This is a genomic window from Nocardioides acrostichi (assembly GCF_015319165.1).
GTDB classification, from domain to species: domain Bacteria; phylum Actinomycetota; class Actinomycetes; order Propionibacteriales; family Nocardioidaceae; genus Nocardioides; species Nocardioides acrostichi.
The window spans coordinates 796,899-811,745 of the sequence record NZ_JADIVZ010000001.1; the positions used below are offsets into that span (position 1 = coordinate 796,899).

Annotated in this window: 11 protein-coding genes; 9 read left to right on the plus strand and 2 right to left on the minus strand. The window is 70.2% G+C overall.

Features of this window, described 5'->3' with window-relative positions:
* Window positions 1–50 precede the first annotated feature (50 nt).
* Both ISG29_RS03740 and ISG29_RS03745 read left to right on the plus strand, forming a co-directional pair.
* Window positions 51–1,859, plus strand: coding sequence for a hypothetical protein (locus ISG29_RS03740; protein ID WP_194501965.1), 1,809 nt, complete (start codon window positions 51–53; stop codon window positions 1,857–1,859).
* Complete coding sequence (locus ISG29_RS03745; protein ID WP_194501966.1) at window positions 1,856–3,310, plus strand: alpha/beta hydrolase domain-containing protein; 1,455 nt, start codon at window positions 1,856–1,858, stop codon at window positions 3,308–3,310. The genes ISG29_RS03740 and ISG29_RS03745 overlap by 4 nt, the downstream gene beginning before the upstream one ends.
* A 262-nt stretch (window positions 3,311–3,572) precedes the next feature.
* Here ISG29_RS03745 and ISG29_RS03750 read toward each other — a convergent pair whose 3' ends face one another.
* A complete protein-coding gene (locus tag ISG29_RS03750) occupies window positions 3,573–4,757 on the minus strand; it encodes a CaiB/BaiF CoA transferase family protein (RefSeq protein WP_328827840.1) in 1,185 nt (394 codons plus the stop codon).
* A complete protein-coding gene (locus ISG29_RS03755) occupies window positions 4,754–5,848 on the minus strand; it encodes a phosphotransferase family protein (protein WP_194501967.1) in 1,095 nt (364 codons plus the stop codon). Before ISG29_RS03755 ends, ISG29_RS03750 begins: the two co-directional genes overlap by 4 nt.
* Window positions 5,849–6,031: 183 nt before the next feature.
* Between ISG29_RS03755 and ISG29_RS03760 the strand changes: the two genes are divergently transcribed.
* The 7 genes from ISG29_RS03760 to ISG29_RS03790 all read left to right on the plus strand — a co-directional run bounded on the left by ISG29_RS03760 (window position 6,032) and on the right by ISG29_RS03790 (window position 14,795).
* Window positions 6,032–7,252: an ABC transporter substrate-binding protein gene (locus ISG29_RS03760; protein WP_194501968.1), complete on the plus strand. Its 1,221-nt coding sequence runs from the start codon at window positions 6,032–6,034 to the stop codon at window positions 7,250–7,252.
* Window positions 7,253–7,278: 26 nt separating this feature from the next.
* Window positions 7,279–8,151: a branched-chain amino acid ABC transporter permease gene (locus ISG29_RS03765; RefSeq protein ID WP_194501969.1), complete on the plus strand. Its 873-nt coding sequence runs from the start codon at window positions 7,279–7,281 to the stop codon at window positions 8,149–8,151.
* A gap of 5 nt (window positions 8,152–8,156) precedes the next feature.
* Entirely contained in the window at window positions 8,157–10,190 is a 2,034-nt protein-coding gene (locus ISG29_RS03770) for a branched-chain amino acid ABC transporter ATP-binding protein/permease (RefSeq protein WP_194501970.1), read from the plus strand.
* Entirely contained in the window at window positions 10,187–10,903 is a 717-nt protein-coding gene (locus ISG29_RS03775) for an ABC transporter ATP-binding protein (protein ID WP_194501971.1), read from the plus strand. The genes ISG29_RS03770 and ISG29_RS03775 overlap by 4 nt, the downstream gene beginning before the upstream one ends.
* 75 nt (window positions 10,904–10,978) lie before the next feature.
* Window positions 10,979–12,115, plus strand: a complete 1,137-nt coding sequence (locus tag ISG29_RS03780) for an acyl-CoA dehydrogenase family protein (RefSeq protein WP_194501972.1) — start codon at window positions 10,979–10,981, stop codon at window positions 12,113–12,115.
* Between the two features lie 2 nt (window positions 12,116–12,117).
* The gene (locus tag ISG29_RS03785; RefSeq protein WP_194501973.1) at window positions 12,118–13,791 is read left to right on the plus strand and encodes a class I adenylate-forming enzyme family protein; all 1,674 of its coding nucleotides are present in this window, start codon (window positions 12,118–12,120) and stop codon (window positions 13,789–13,791) included.
* On the plus strand, window positions 13,788–14,795 hold the full coding sequence (locus ISG29_RS03790) for an NADPH:quinone oxidoreductase family protein (RefSeq protein ID WP_207792657.1): 1,008 nt from the start codon (window positions 13,788–13,790) through the stop codon (window positions 14,793–14,795). Before ISG29_RS03785 ends, ISG29_RS03790 begins: the two co-directional genes overlap by 4 nt.
* Window positions 14,796–14,847 lie beyond the last annotated feature (52 nt).

Sequence of the window (14,847 nt, forward strand, 5' to 3'; positions counted from 1 at the left end):
CCATCCGGCGAACGCGTGTGCGGCCGGTGCCGCTCCCGTCCCCTGCGCGCGTGCGACGTGACTTCACGACGATGGTGGAATTCGGACCGCGCCTGACGGGCAACGCCTCGCACCGGGCCTTCACCTCCTGGCTCGAGCGCGAGTTCGTCCGGGCCGGCGCCGTGCTGCGTCCCTGCGACCAGTACGCCTACCGGCGCTGGAGCGTCCGCGACGTCGACCTTCACCTGCTCGAGGGCCCGCAGGCCGGTCCGACTCGGGTGGCGACCTACTACCCGCGATCGCGACAGACTCCGCAGGCGGGCATCGAGGCGCCCCTCGTGTACGGCGGCACGCTGCCCTCGCCGTCGGTGGACCCGGCCGACCTGGGTTCGCTGCCCGAGGCCCTGGCCGCCTACCCCGGCCGGCTGACCACCTGGGCGCAGGGGCTCTCCGGCACGCTCGGCGGCCCCGGCTCGCTCCAGGGCTCGGTGCTGCTGGTCGACCTGCCAGTGCCCGTGCCGCTCACCGCCGGTGCCTTCTTGCCGTTGACCACCTACCTGCACTGGCCCGGGCACAGCGAGGCCGACGTGGCGGTCAGCGACTACAGCCGTTCGTGGAGCATGCCGGGACTCGGGGTGCCGTTGGCCCCCTTCGAGGAGCTCGGCGTCGCTGCCGTCGTGTTCGTCGTCGACCGCTCCTTCGAGGCGCTCCAGGGCAACTACCTGCCCTTCGACAGCGGCCACGAGCCCCTGCCCGCCCTCTACGTCGACCGAGACGAGGGCGCTCGGCTGCGCGCCGCCGCTGCGACCCGGCCCACGACGAGGCTGCGCCTGACTGCCGGCGAGAAGGACGTGTCGGTGCCCTCGGTGACCGCCGTGATCCCCGGGCGTGGCGACGAGACCCTCATCTTCAACACCCACACCGACGGACAAGGGTTCGTGGAGGAGAACGGCGCCGTGGCCCTGGTGCACCTGGCCCGGCACTTCGGATCCCTCCCACCGGGCCGACGCCTGCGGCGGACGCTGGTGTTCGCCTGCTGGCCCGGCCACATGAGCGGCGAGCTGCCCGAGCTCGAGGGGTGGATGGCCGCCCACCCCGACCTCGTGGCGTCCGCAGCCGCTGCCATGACCATCGAGCACCTGGGGTGCACCGAATGGCTGGATTCCGCGGCCCTCGGCTACCACGCAACCGGCGAGAACGAGTTCTTCGGAGTCTGGACGACCCAGGGGCCCATGTTCGAGCTGGCGCGGGACTCACTGGCGCCGCGCCCGAAGCTGGCTCGCACCGCTCTGCTGCGTCCGCCCGTGCAGTTCGGAGTGGGAGGGGCCTTCCAGGACAACGGCGTCCCGCAGATCGGGGCCTTGGCCGGGCCCGAGTACCTGCTCACCGTCAGCGAGAACGGCGACCTGGACAAGCTCGACGAGGCGCTGGCGGCCGAGCAGATCGCCTGGTTCGCCGACATGGCCCGGCGCATCGACGCGCTGGACGCCGAGACGCTGCGCAGCGGGGATCCGACCCTCGGCGACCAGCAGTACACCGACGACCCCAGCACCCCGACGCAGTGCGGCCCGGGCGGCCTGGTCGTGGCCGACGCCGGGGACGGCCGTTCGCTGCGCATCGACCTCGGCGACCGCGTCGACGCAGGGCGACGGCTGGTCGCGACGGTGAGCGCGATGGGTGCCGCGGTGCGCGACGTCCGGATCGAGCTGCGCCGCAACGGCGTGCGTGTGGGCGCGGCCCAGCTTCGGCGAGTGGGTCGACGGGGCGCCCGGCTGCGACTGCGGCATCGGGCAGGCGCCCACTGGCGCCGAGGTCGACACGTGCTGGTCGTGTCGGTTGAAGGCCGGCAGGTGCTGCGGCGTCCGGTGCAGCTGCGATGACGGCGGGGTCGCGACGGAGCCGGGCACTCGGCCTCCTCCTAGCCGCCCTCACGACGGCCCTCGGCGCCTTGCTCGTGGTGGGGCTCGGGACGGGGCTCGAGCCCGCGGCGTCCGCCTCGGACGGCGCCGCGCGGTCCGGCCCGCTCCTCGATCCCGTGGTGCCGGTCCCGAGCCCCGCGGTGACCGGGCCGATCCCGGCCGACGCCGTGGGCTCGCCGGACCACGACTACCCCTTCGGCGCGGCGTCACCACGCGCACTACGGCGACACGGCTACGTCGAGCGGGAGTTCTTCTTCTCCGGCACGGCGGCGGGGCAGCCGTACACCTCGCGGATGGTGGTGCGGCGTCCGGCCCGGGCACGACGGTTCAGCGGCAACGTGGTGGCCGAGTGGACCAACGTGACCAACGGCTTCGACCTCGACTGCCTCTGGGCGCGCTCGGGGGAGCACGTGATGCGTCGACGCGACGCCTACGTCACCATCGACGCCCAGACCGCGGGTATCGACACGCCGCAGACCGGTTTGAAGGCCTTCAGCGAACAGCGATACGGCTCACTGAGCATCCCGACCTCGGGAACGTTCGTGGCCGAGGCCGGCAGCTACGACATCTTCGCCCAGGCACTGCAGGCGATTCGTCGCCCGACGGGCACCGCCCCGCTGGGGCCTCTCAGGACGCGGCACCTGGTCGCCACCGGGTGCTCGCAGTCGGCCGGCACCATGAGCATCTATGCCAACGCGATGGGCGCTGCGCAGAGCCTCGCGGACGGCTACCTGATCGCCGCACTCTCCTCGGCGACCCTCGACGTGCCGCCGACCGGCGTGGTCTTCCCCGTGCCGTCCCCGGCGCTCACGGGCGCGAAGGTGATGCAGGTCAACACCGAGACCGACGAGGGCCACCTGCGCGTCGAGCCCGACAGCGACGCCTACCGCTACTGGGAAGTGGCCGGTGCCAGTCACGAGGACGCTCGCCTCTCGGCCTACGGCGATCGGGTCGTGCACCGCGACCTGGGCATCACCCGGGTGCATCGGTGCACGCTGCCGCCCTTCAGCCGGATCCCGTTCGCACACGTGCAGGACGCCGCGATCGACGCCCTCTTCGGCTGGATCGCGACGGGGTCGCCGCCACCCTCGCAGCCGGCGTTCCGCTACGAGAGCGACGGCTCACTGGCGCGCGATGCCGACGGCAACGTGCTCGGCGGCATCCGGCTGCCCGAGCACGCGGTGCCCACGGCGACCAACAGCAGCCTGAACTCCGGCTCCGACTTCTGTGCCTCCTTCGACGGCAGTCATGTGCCGTTCAGCCGACGCCGCCTGCGCGAGCTCTACCCGAGCCACCACGCCTACGTGCACCGTTTCGTGCTCGCCACGCGGGCGGCTCGTCGAGCCGGCGTGCTCGGTGCCGCCGACGCGCGTCGGAGCGTGGCCCGGGCCCGGCACTCCGACATCCCCTGAGGACGTCGCGCGGCTGCTCGACGGTGTCCGGGCGTTCTGCGGGAACGGGTGAGCGCGGCCGCGTGCGTCATGCCACTCCCGGGCCGCGAGGGGCGTACCGATCAGGACCGTTCCCGCGACGGCGACGGCGACGGCGACGTGACGGCGACGGTAACTGCCGCGGGCGCTTCGATGCGGTCGGCCAGGAGGCCGGCGGCCACCGGGCCGACCCCTTGGCCGGTCATGGTCCCAAGCGCCGGCTGGAAGGATCGCTGACCTGCGGTCACGCGGGCGGATCTTCTCGCTTTCTGGCTTGCACGACTCCCCGCCGGACGAGATCGCGCACGCGCTCGTCCGGCACGCCCCAGTCGTGCAGGACAGCTTCTGAGTGCGTGCCCGGCACGGGTGGGGGCAGGCCGAGGCGACCAGGGGTGCGGGCGAAGCGGGGGACGGGAGCCGGCTGCAGCATGCCGTTGCGGCGCACGTAGGTGCCTCGGGAGCGAAGGTGGGGGTGTTGCTCGACCTCGTCGTAGGTGAGGACCGGGGCGATGCAGGCGTCTCGGCCCGCTGCGCGCCTCACCCACTCCTTGAGGGGGAGCGAGGCGACGGCGTCGCTGAAGGCGGTGCGCAGCACGGGCCACCCGGAGCGGTCGGTCTGCTCGGGCAGCTCGGCCTCGTCGAGGCCGAGCACCTCGAGCATCTCCCGGTAGAAGCGCGGCTCGAGGGCGCCCAGGGAGAGCCAGCGACCATCGCTGGTCTCGTAGACGTCGTAGTACGGGGCCCCACCGTCGGTGATGTTGCTGCCTCGGAGAGGAGACCAGTCCTGGGTCTGCCAGTACCCGAGGAACGGCGTGGCCAGCGTCGCGGCGCCGTCCACCATGGCCCCGTCGACCACCTGCCCCAGGCCGGAACGCTGACGCTCGAAGAGGGCGGCCACGATGCCGAAGGCCAGCACCAGCCCACCGCCACCGAAGTCGCCGAGCAGGCTCAGGGGCGGCCGAGGGGGCGAGCCCTCTTGGCCGAGCAGGCCGAGAACGCCGGTGATGGCCAGGTAGTTGATGTCGTGTCCGGCGGTCATGGCATCGGCACCGCTCTGCCCCCAACCGGTGGCCCGGGCATAGACCAGGTGCGGCGCACGCTCGCGCACGTCGTCGGGGCCGAGCCCCAAGCGCTCGCATACGCCTGGTCGGTACCCCTCCAGCAGCACGTCGGCGGACTCGCACAGCGTGAGCAGCACGTCGCGTCCCCCTGGATCCTTCAGGTCCAAGGCCAGCGAACGCCGACCACGATGCATCAGCTCACGGGTGTGATCGTCGTTCGGGCCGATGAGCGGGTTGTCGTCGGCGCGGTCGACTCGCACCACCTCAGCGCCGAGGTCGGCCAGGAGCATGGCGCAGAAGGGACCCGGGCCGATGGAGCCCAGCTCCACGACGCGTAGGCCGCTCAGCGGTCCGGAGCCCGCGATCACGACGAGCCCCTCAGCGTCGTGAGGGCCTTCTCCGCAAGGAGGCCGACCTGTTTTGAGAGAGTGCCCACGTCCAGTCCCGCCGCGCGATCGCGCACACAGATGCCCTCGCCGATGCACGCGAGCTTCCACAGACCGAAGGCCATGTAGAAGCCGATGCGGTCCAGATCGAGGTCGGTGCGTTCGCGGTAGCGCTCCACCAGCTCATCCCTGGTCGCGAAGCCGGGGGTGGTGGTGGGGACGCTGGTGTAGAGGTGCGAGGTGTCCTCACCTGGTTGGGTCCAGTAGACGAGGAACAGGCCCAGGTCGGCGAGCGGATCCCCGAGGGTGCACAGCTCCCAGTCCAGCACGGCTCGTACGTCGCCTTGCGGTCCGAGGACCACGTTGTCGAGTCGGAAGTCCCCGTGCACGATCGACACCCGTTGCTGACGCGGGATGTCGGCGGTCAAGCGCTGGTGCGCCTCGTCCAGAGCGGGCAGGCGGCGCGTGCTGCTGGACTGCCACTGCCGGTGCCACCTGGTCAGCTGACGCTCGAGGTAGCCGTCACGCCGGCCGAGCGTTCCGAGGCCTACGGCCTCGGGGTCGATGCCGTGCAGATCGGCCAGGACGTCGATCATGGCGTGTCCGACGCGCGCACGCCCGCCGTCGCTCAACCCGGCCGTGTCGTCAGGACTGCGCAGCACGAGGCCCGGCTCGAACGCCATCGTGTAGAAGGGCGCGCCCAGGATCGATGGAGACTCACACAGCGCCAGGGGCGCCGGAGTCGGCACCGGCTGCCCTCGGAGCGCGGAGAGGATGCGGAACTCTCGGAGAACGTCGTGCGCCGAAGCCAGCAGCGGTCCTTCGGGCGGACGGCGGAGGATGAAGGCGTGCCCGCGTGCGTCCGTGACGTGCAGCGTGATGTTCGAGCGGCCGCCTGCGATGCGTGACCAGGCGAAGGGACCGACGTGGTCGCCGTGCCGAGAGACCAGCCAGTCCGTGAGGCGCCGGGCGTCGACGGCATCACCTGCCGCAGCGCCCTCGGGGGCCGAAGGGTGCTCGATGGACTTCGCCCTCGCGGGCACGGCATCCAGTCCGTTGCGGTTGCCAGGCACGCGCCCATCATCTCTGCGACCCCGGGTGTCATCTCGCGATGCGGGCCCCTGGCTTGTGGGAACACACAAGTGCCCCGGTTGCTCGCAGCGTGATGGCGGTCACGTGGGTGCTGTACTCCTCTGCACCACACGCCGCATGACGGTTCGGGACTCGGCCGACCGGCAGACTTCATGGAGGAACAGATGAGTGCACGCCGTCTCGCCAAGGTGGGAGCGCTGTTGCTGACTGCGTCCGTCGCGACTGCTTGTGGCTCGGGTTCGTCCGAGTCCAGCAGTTCTCGCGATGCAGCCGACAGCGCAGTGATCGGTGTCATCGGCCCCAAGACCGGGCCGGCGCCGCAATTCTGGACCGAGACGAACCGAGCCATCCAGCTCTTCGCGCCCAAGATCGAGAAGCAGTACGGAGTGCACCTGACGTTCACGTACGCCGACGACGCCGGCACACCCGCCGGTGCCTCGCGGGCGGTGCAGACGGTGCTGAACGAGGACAACGTCGATGCCGTGATGGGGCCGCCGCAGTCGGCTCAAGCCCTGCAGGTGGCCGACGTCGTCGGACGCGCGCAGCGCCCCTGGCTCCTGCACTCGGCGTCCAATGCCACCCTGGTGCCGACCGCCGGTGACACCAACTGGGCGTTCCGGACGGCCTACAACAGCGACGACCTCTCGGACGTGAGCGGGCAGGTTCTGTTCGCCCCCATCGACGGCAAGGATCCGGTGGTCGGCATCATCTACTCGGCCGATGCGTTCGGGCAGGCAGCGCTGGAGACCTTCAAGACCTACGGCGAGCAGCACGGCGTCCAGGTCGTGGGGGAGAGCATGCAGACCGGAGCCACGGACTTCAACAGTGGCATCAGTCGGCTCAAGGCAGCCGGCGTGGACTCGCTGTTCATCAACATGACGTCAGGCGCCGACATCGCGACGGTGACCGAGTCGATGGCCGTCGATGACTTCGACCCCGTGCGCAAGTACGCGACGGCGAACGTGCTGGCCGACTACCGAGGTCTCGCGTCCCCTTCGGAGTGGAAGGGCCTCTACTTCATCGACCCCGAGAACTTCAACGGGTCTGCCTACAAGGCGATCCTGAGTGCCTACAAGAGCAGGTTCGGCGGGGTACCGGACCTCTACACCACCGTGTTCAACACCTACGCCATGCTCGACGCCTACGCCCAAGCCGTCAAGACGGCCGGCAGCGGTGACGACTACAGCGCCGTCCGCGACGCGCTCGAGAACCTGCCGGCCGTGCACGTCGAGGACCAGTCCTACGAGAAGCCGTTCGGGCCCGGAGACGGAGAGCTGGACGAGCCCGACGCGGCCGACTGGTACGTGATGGGCTTCGACGACACACCCCAGGGCAACATCGTCACGCTCGGCACCGTCCAGCACTGCATCGACAAGGGCTGCTGAACCGCTCCGACAGTGATGGAGAAGTCATGATGGATGTCGTTGTCACCGGGCTGGTGACCGGCGGACTGTACGCCCTGATCGCCCAAGGATTCGTCCTCACCTACATCACCACGAACACGCTGAACTTCGCGATCGGGGAGTTCATGGTCGTGGGCGCCTTCTTGGCCATGTTCCTGCACGGCAACGTGGGTCTCACCGGCCTGCTGGCGATCGCGGTCGCTGTGCTGGTCACTGGCCTTCTCGGAGGACTCACCTACCGGGTGCTGGTGCTCCCGTTCAGCACGGAAGGCAAGCACGACACGAGGTGGCTCCTGACGACCGTCGGGCTGTCCTTCGTCATCGTCAACCTCACCACCAACGCGGAGGGGGCCAACCGGCAGCCGCTCGGCTTCGGGAACGTCGACAGCATCGTCACCGTGCTCGGTGAGCGCGTGACCGGGCAGCAACTCCTCCTTGCCGTCGTCGCGGTCGTGGTCACCGTGCTGCTGGTCGTCGTGATCTCACGGACCCGGCTCGGTGGTGACATGCGGGCCGTCTCCGAGGACGCCGAGACCACGGCGCTCATGGGGATCTCGCCGCGTCGCATCGGCGCCTTGTCCTACGTGGTCGCCATGATGCTCGTAGGGCTGGGCGGGATTCTGTGGGCTGCGCAGACCGGAGTCTCGCCGGGGCTAGGCCCGCCGCTGCTGATCGCCGCGTTCTCGGCCGGCATCATCGGCGGCCTGACCTCTCTGTGGGGCCCCCTGCTGGGCGGAGCCGTCTACGGCCTCGTCACGGCCGCGGTGGGCACGGCCCTGGGCAGCCTGTGGGGCGAGGTCTCTGGCCTGCTCGTCGTCATTGCCGTGCTCATCGTCCGACCCGAGGGACTGCTCGGCCGCCGAGTCGAGATCAAGGTCTGAGGAACATGAAGCCCACCAACAGCCCCCGCACCACCGCTCAGCGCTGGACAGGCCGGAGGCCGGGACGACGCCACGCCGGTCTGCGCATCGGGGCACTGCAGCGTGACCTGTTGTTCCTCGTGGCGGCGGCCGTCGTGGCGGCCCTCGCGATCCTGCCGGGCCGCACGGGGGAGGGAACCTCGATCGCCACCATGCAGCTGGTCGGGCAGATGGCTGCCATGATCGTGGCCGCCATTGGGCTGAACCTGGTGGCTGGGCTGACGCGACTGGTCTCGCTCGGGCAAGGGGCGTTCTACGCCCTGGGCGCCTACGCCTTCAGCTACCTGCTGCTCGACGTCGGCCTGCCGGCGCTGCCCGCCATGCTCGTCACGGTCCTCGGCTGCGCCGGAGTCGGTGCCGTGGTGGCCCTCGGCAGCCTGAGGTTGCGCGGGCCCGAGTTCACCATGATCACCCTGGCCCTGGCCGTGCTAGTGCAGCAGATCCTCCTGCGGTGGCCTGAGCTGGGGGCTGCCTCCGGCTACCCGAACCCCCTGCAGCACGGGACCGGGCTGCTGGACCCCGTGTCCGTCCTCGGCTTCGAGTTCGACCCACCGCTCACGGGTGGTGTGGTCGCCACGGCCATGGTGCCCATCGCCGTGATCACGGTCGTGGCGCTGGTGCTCTACCGCAACCTGTGCCGGTCCGCGTGGGGTCGATCGCTGCGCGCGGTGGGCGAGAGTGACATGCTGGCCGCGCACCTGGGGGTCAACGTGTTCTGGCGCAAGACCGCCGCCTTGGCGCTCTCGAGCGCCCTGGGCGCCGTAGGGGGGATCTTCTACGTCTTGATCTACGCCCACGTGCAACCGGAGTCCTTCGACCTCTTCCTCTCGATCTCCATCCTGCTGGCCGTGCTGCTCGGCGGAGGCGGCACGGTCCTAGGCCCGGTGATCGGGTCCGCGGTCATCGTCTGGCTCCAGCAGTCCCAGGTGCTCGACGGCGTCACATCCTTCGAGCAGGAGCACCTCAGCTCGTCGTGGTACCTCTCGACCCCAGGGCTGCTGGGCGTGCTGCTGATCCTGGTGCTCTTCTTGATGCCGCAAGGCATCACCGGCACTCTCGCCAAGCTGTGGAGCCATCGCGCGGGTCAGACCACGAGTGTCGAGACCGAGCCCGGCATCGCCGGCGGGGGCGACGAGCGACGCGTGGTTCGCCTCCTCGAGCAGCCCGATCAGATGCGCGACGGGGCGCAGGCCCTGCTGCTCACCGACGTCACCAAGCGCTTCGGCGGCCTGGTCGCGGTCGATGCTCTCGACCTGAGCGTGGACTACGGATCGGTCCACGCGATCATCGGCCCCAACGGAGCCGGCAAGAGCACCGTGGCGAACCTCGTCACCGGCGTCTATCGCCCCGGGAGCGGCTCGGTCGCCTTCGAGGGCACCGAGCTCTCCACGAGGCGGCCTCACGACATCGCCAGGCTGGGGGTGGCGCGGACCTTCCAGACCCCGCAGCTGTTCAGCTCCGAGACCGTCTTGGAGAACGTGAAGGCCGGCTTCGCCGACACGGCCTCGCTGCCCTGGTGGAAGGCCTCGCTCAAGCCTCCCGGCCAATACCGGCGGGAGGCCGAGCTCGACCGGGATGCCCGGGCACTGCTGGCCCGGGTCGGGCTCGCGCACGACGAGCGGACGCTCGCAGGAGCCCTCGCGTACGGCAAGGCCCGTGCGCTGGAGATCGCCCGGGCGCTGGCGCGCCAACCGAGGCTGCTGATCCTCGACGAGCCGGCGGCCGGGCTGAACTCGACGGAGGTTGCGGTCCTCGGCGAGCTCCTCATGGAGCTGCGTCGAGACGGCATGGCCCTCGTCGTCGTCGAGCACCACATGGATCTCGTCGCCAGCGTGGCAGACGTGGTGACGTGCATGGCCGAGGGCCGCGTCCTCGCCAGGGGCACCGCCGCAGAGGTTCTGGCCGACCAGGAGGTCGTCGCCGCGTACCTGGGGCGTCCTGCCGAGGACGGCGGCGAGACCCTCACGGATCCGCGCCCGGCAGGGGGTGGTCAGGCATGACGCTCCAGGCGCGTGGTCTCGAGGCCGGCTACGGTCGGGCCGCGATCCTGTCGTCCATCGACCTCACCCTCGAGCCCGGCGGCATCGTGGCCGTGATCGGGTCCAACGGCGCCGGGAAGTCGACCTTGGCGCGCACGCTCGCGGGCCTGCTGCGGCTCAAGCAGGGTGAGATCGAGGCCGACGGGGTACTGGTCCAGGACCACTCGGCCGAGCGGCGCGCGCGCAGCGGACTCATCCTGGTGCCCGAGGGACGTCGGCTCTTCGGGCGTCAGACCGTCGCCGAGAACATCCGGATCGGCGGCAGAGCCGCGAGTCGTCGTTCGCCCGAGCGAGCCAGGCAGAACGTCGAGATGCTCCTCGACAGCTTCCCGGTTCTGCGAGAGCGCTGGAACCAGAAGGCCGGTCTCCTCTCGGGCGGCGAGCAGCAGATGGTAGCGCTGACGCGGGCCGTGGCCTCCGAGCCTCGCTACCTCCTGCTCGACGAGCCGTCGCTCGGGCTTAGTCCGAGGCTGACCCAGGAGGTCTTCAGGCTGGTGACCCTGATCGCCCGGGAGACCGGCGCCGGCATCCTCCTCATCGAGCAGATGGCCGAGCAGGCCCTGCAGATCGCCGACTTCGCCTACGTGCTCGAACAGGGCCGCATCACGGCCGAGGGGCCCTCATCCGAGGTGGGGAGCTCCGAGGCTGTGCGCACGGCCTACCTAGGCAAGTAGCCCCCTGGAGGAACCTCCAAGGCGCTGCGGTCGGCGTGGCGCGACGGGTGCCGGCGCCGCACTACCTTCTCCGACATGGTCCTCACCGACGAACAGAAGAGCTTCATCTCCGCAGTCCGCGCCTTCTGCGCGAAGGAGGCCGGAACGATCGAGCAGCGCGACGCGCTGTCGGACGACCGGCGTGCCAAGGACAACGTCGAGCTGACGAAGAAGCTCGCGGGGATGGGATGGCTGGGCATCTCCCTCCCCGAGGAGTACGGCGGCTCCGGGCGCGGGCTCGTCGACGAGCTGCTCTTTCTCGAGGAGACCGAGCGGGCCCTGCTGCCGATCCACGGCTACTCGACCGCCATGACGATGGGCGGCTACTACCTGTCGTTCGGCACGGAGGAGCAGAAGCAGCAGATCCTGCCGGGCATACCTCGGGGCATGTACGGCTCCATCGCCCTCAGCGAGCCCGAGGCCGGCTCCGACCTGGCTGCGTCGGGTTGCAAGGCGGTCCGCGACGGCGAGCACTACGTCCTCAACGGCCAGAAGACCTGGATCTCGGAGGCGCATCTCGCCGAATACATGCTCGTCCTGGTGCGAACCGACTCCAGCGGTGACAAGCACCGAGGTCTGTCGATGATCACGGTGCCGACCGACCTCCCGGGCATCGAGGTGCGCCCGATCAACACCATGGGCGCCCACATCGTCAACGACGTGTTCTTCTCAGACTGCCGAGTTCCGGCTTCGGGCGTCGTCGGCGGTGAGGGCAACGCCTGGTCGCTCCTCACCCAGGGTCTCGCGGTCGAGCGGCTCTACATCGGGGCGATGTCGCTGGGACTCGCCCAGCGCTGCTTCGAAGATGCGATCTCCTACCTCAAGCAGCGTCAGCAGTTCGGCCGACCCATCGGCAGCTTCCAGGTTCTCAAGCACCGCGCGGCCGACATGGCCACGGAACTGGAAGCGATGCGGGCCCTGCTGTACGACGTCGCCCAGATGATCGACCTTGGCCTGGTTAAGGACGCCAACCGTCAGGCGTCGATGGTCAAGCTGAAGGCCACGACCCTGGGGCGCGACATCGCCATCGAGTGCATGCACATGATGGGAGGCGCCGGTTACACCCGGGACTTCGAGATGGAGTTCCACCTCCGGACGGCTCTGGCGCCGCCGGTCTACGGCGGCAGCAGCGAGATCCAGCGGGGCATCATCAGCAAGTCGCTCGGGCTGTGACCGTGACGGCCTCCGTGTCGGCACCCGTCCGGCCGCACCAGAACCTGGGCTGGCTCGTCGAGCGGCACGCGCGCGGTCCGGGTGGGTCCCGCGTCGCCTTCGAGTTCGAGGGGGAGCCGCGCACGTTCGCCGCTCTCCACGACCGCAGTCTGCGTCTCGCCGCCGGGCTCGCCGACCGCGGCGTCCGTCGTGGCGATCGCGTGGGAGTCCTGCTGGGCAACGGGCACGCCTGGGTCGAGGTCCTCTTCGGGCTCGCAGCCCTGGGAGCCGTCACGGTCCCGGTCAACGTGCTGCTCAGGTCCAGCGAGGTCGAGCACATCATGGAGGACGCGCAGGTGACTTGCCTCGTCGCCGACGCGTCGGCATCGGGATGCATCGCCAAGATGAGCGGCCTCCCACCCCTTGTCGTGGCAGTCGGCCCCCTCGAGGTCCCGGCAGGCACTCGCGTCCCCCTTGTCGTGGCAGTCGGCCCCCTCGAGGTCCCGGCAGGCACTCGCGTCGTGCGCTACGACGACCTCTTCGAGCGGCGCCCTGCGTCCGGTGCGCGGGCGTTCGCGGGAACCGATGCGGGGACCGAGTCCGACCTGGCGATGCTCTACTACAGCTCCGGGACGACCGGCCGCCCGAAGGCCGCGGCGCACACGCACGAAGGCGTCTTGTGGAACACGTTCGGCCAGGTGGCCGGACTCGATCTCACGCCGGACGACGTCAACCTCATCGTCCCGTCGATGTCGTGGGCGGCGGGCTTCCACACCGCAGCGCTGGCGCTGGCCTGGCTGGGGGGTCGCAACGTCGTCCTGCCGACCGGCAGCAACTCCATCGGACAGATCGCCTCCGTCGTCGAACGCAGCCACGTGACGCACACGTTCTTGGCGCCGACCCTCCTGCGCCGCCTCCTGGCCTCGGCGAGCGACATCGAGCGACTGCGTAAGTCCTCCCTGCGCTGGATCATCACCGGTTCGGAGCCCGTGCCCCTCTCCGTGGTCGACGCCCTGGCGACCGAGCTCCCCGGATGTGCGCTCATCCAGGGCTACGGGCTCTCCGAGTTCCCCAACATCGCCACCTCCCTCCGGGCCGACGAGGCCCGGACCCACGCGGGGAGCGCGGGTCGGGTGCTGCCGCATACCGAGATGGCGGTACGCACGGACAGCGATGAGATCGTGGCCGCCGGCGAGGGGGAGATCCTGCTCCGGTCCCCGGCCACCATGCGGGGCTACTTCAACAAGCCGGCGGAGTCCGAGGCCGCGTTCCGCGACGGGTGGCTCAACACAGGTGACCGCGGGTCGGTCGACGACGAGGGCTACCTGACGCTGACCGGCCGGGTGAAGGACATGATCATCTCCGGTGGCCTCAACGTCTACCCGGCCGAGATCGAGGAGACCCTGCACCTTGTGTCGAGGCGTGCCGGATTCGTGCTGAGCGAGGTCACGGTGGTGGGCGTGGCCGACGACACGTGGGGTGAGATCCCGGTCGCGGTCTGTGGTGAGGATCTGGCGCGCGACAAGGTCGACGCGCTGCTGTCGGGGTGTCGCGAGCACCTGGCCTCCTACAAGGTCCCGAAGGCCCTCCTGCACTACGAGCAGCCCCTGCCACGCACCGCCACCGGCAAGATCCTCAAGCGGGAGCTGCGCCCGTGGGCCCAGGCGAACATCCGACACCGAGAGGACGCACGATGATGCAGGCCCTGGAGCTGATCGCCCTGCGCGGCCCGGATGGCCTGCGCCTCGGCGAACGCCCTGTTCCCAGCCACGAGGGGATGGTGGTGATCGAGACGCACGCAGCCGGGGTCTGCTTCCCCGACCTCCTGATGAGTCGGGGCAAGTACCAGGTCAGTCCGCAGCTCCCGGCCGTCATGGGCCAGGAGGTCGCAGGCAGGGTTCTCGAAGCCCCACGGGGCTCGCGCTTCTCACCCGGTGACCGGGTCTGGGCGCTCCTCGAGAGCGGTGGCCACGCGGAGGTGGTGGCAGCGCCGCCGGAGCGTACGTTCGCGCTCCCTGACGACGTCGACTACGTCGATGGGGCCGCGCTGGGCGTGAACTACCTGACCTCCGCTTTCGCGCTCCACCGGCGAGGCGACCTGAGGGCCGGGGAGAGCATCCTGGTCCTGGGCGCTGCCGGAGGACTGGGTACCGCCATGGTCGGGATGGCCCGGGCGATGGGAGCGGTGGTGCACGCGGTCGTCTCGACGGACGACAAGGTCGCCACGGCTCGCGAGGCGGGCGCCCACCAGGTGTACGTCGGCGACGGATTTCGGGACGCCGTGATGGCCACGACCGGTGGGCGCGGCGTCGACTGCGTCGCTGACATCGTCGGCGGGGATCTGACGGTCCAGGCCGTCCGCTCGACCAGGCCGGAGGGGCGCGTCCTCGTCCTGGGGTTCACGAACGGTATCGGGGCCGTCCCCAGCAATCGACTGCTGTTGCGCAACGTGTCGCTCGTCGGGGCCGGCATGGGACCGCTGATGGCTCACGTGCCCGACCTGCTGACCGGGCTCTCGGTGACGGTCGTTGAAGCCCTCGCCGCAGGGCTGCGGCCGCTGATCGACTCGACCTTCCCCCTGGCTCGAGGCGCAGAGGCCCTGCGCCGCATGGAGGATCGAGAGGCCCGTGGGAAGCTCGTCCTCCAGGTGCGCTCCGATACGCGTGAGACGGCGGAGCCCGCACTGACCGGCGGGCAGTGAATCCGCACGGCTGCTTTGTGGGTTCGTCCAACCGGCCGTGTGCGGCGCTCTT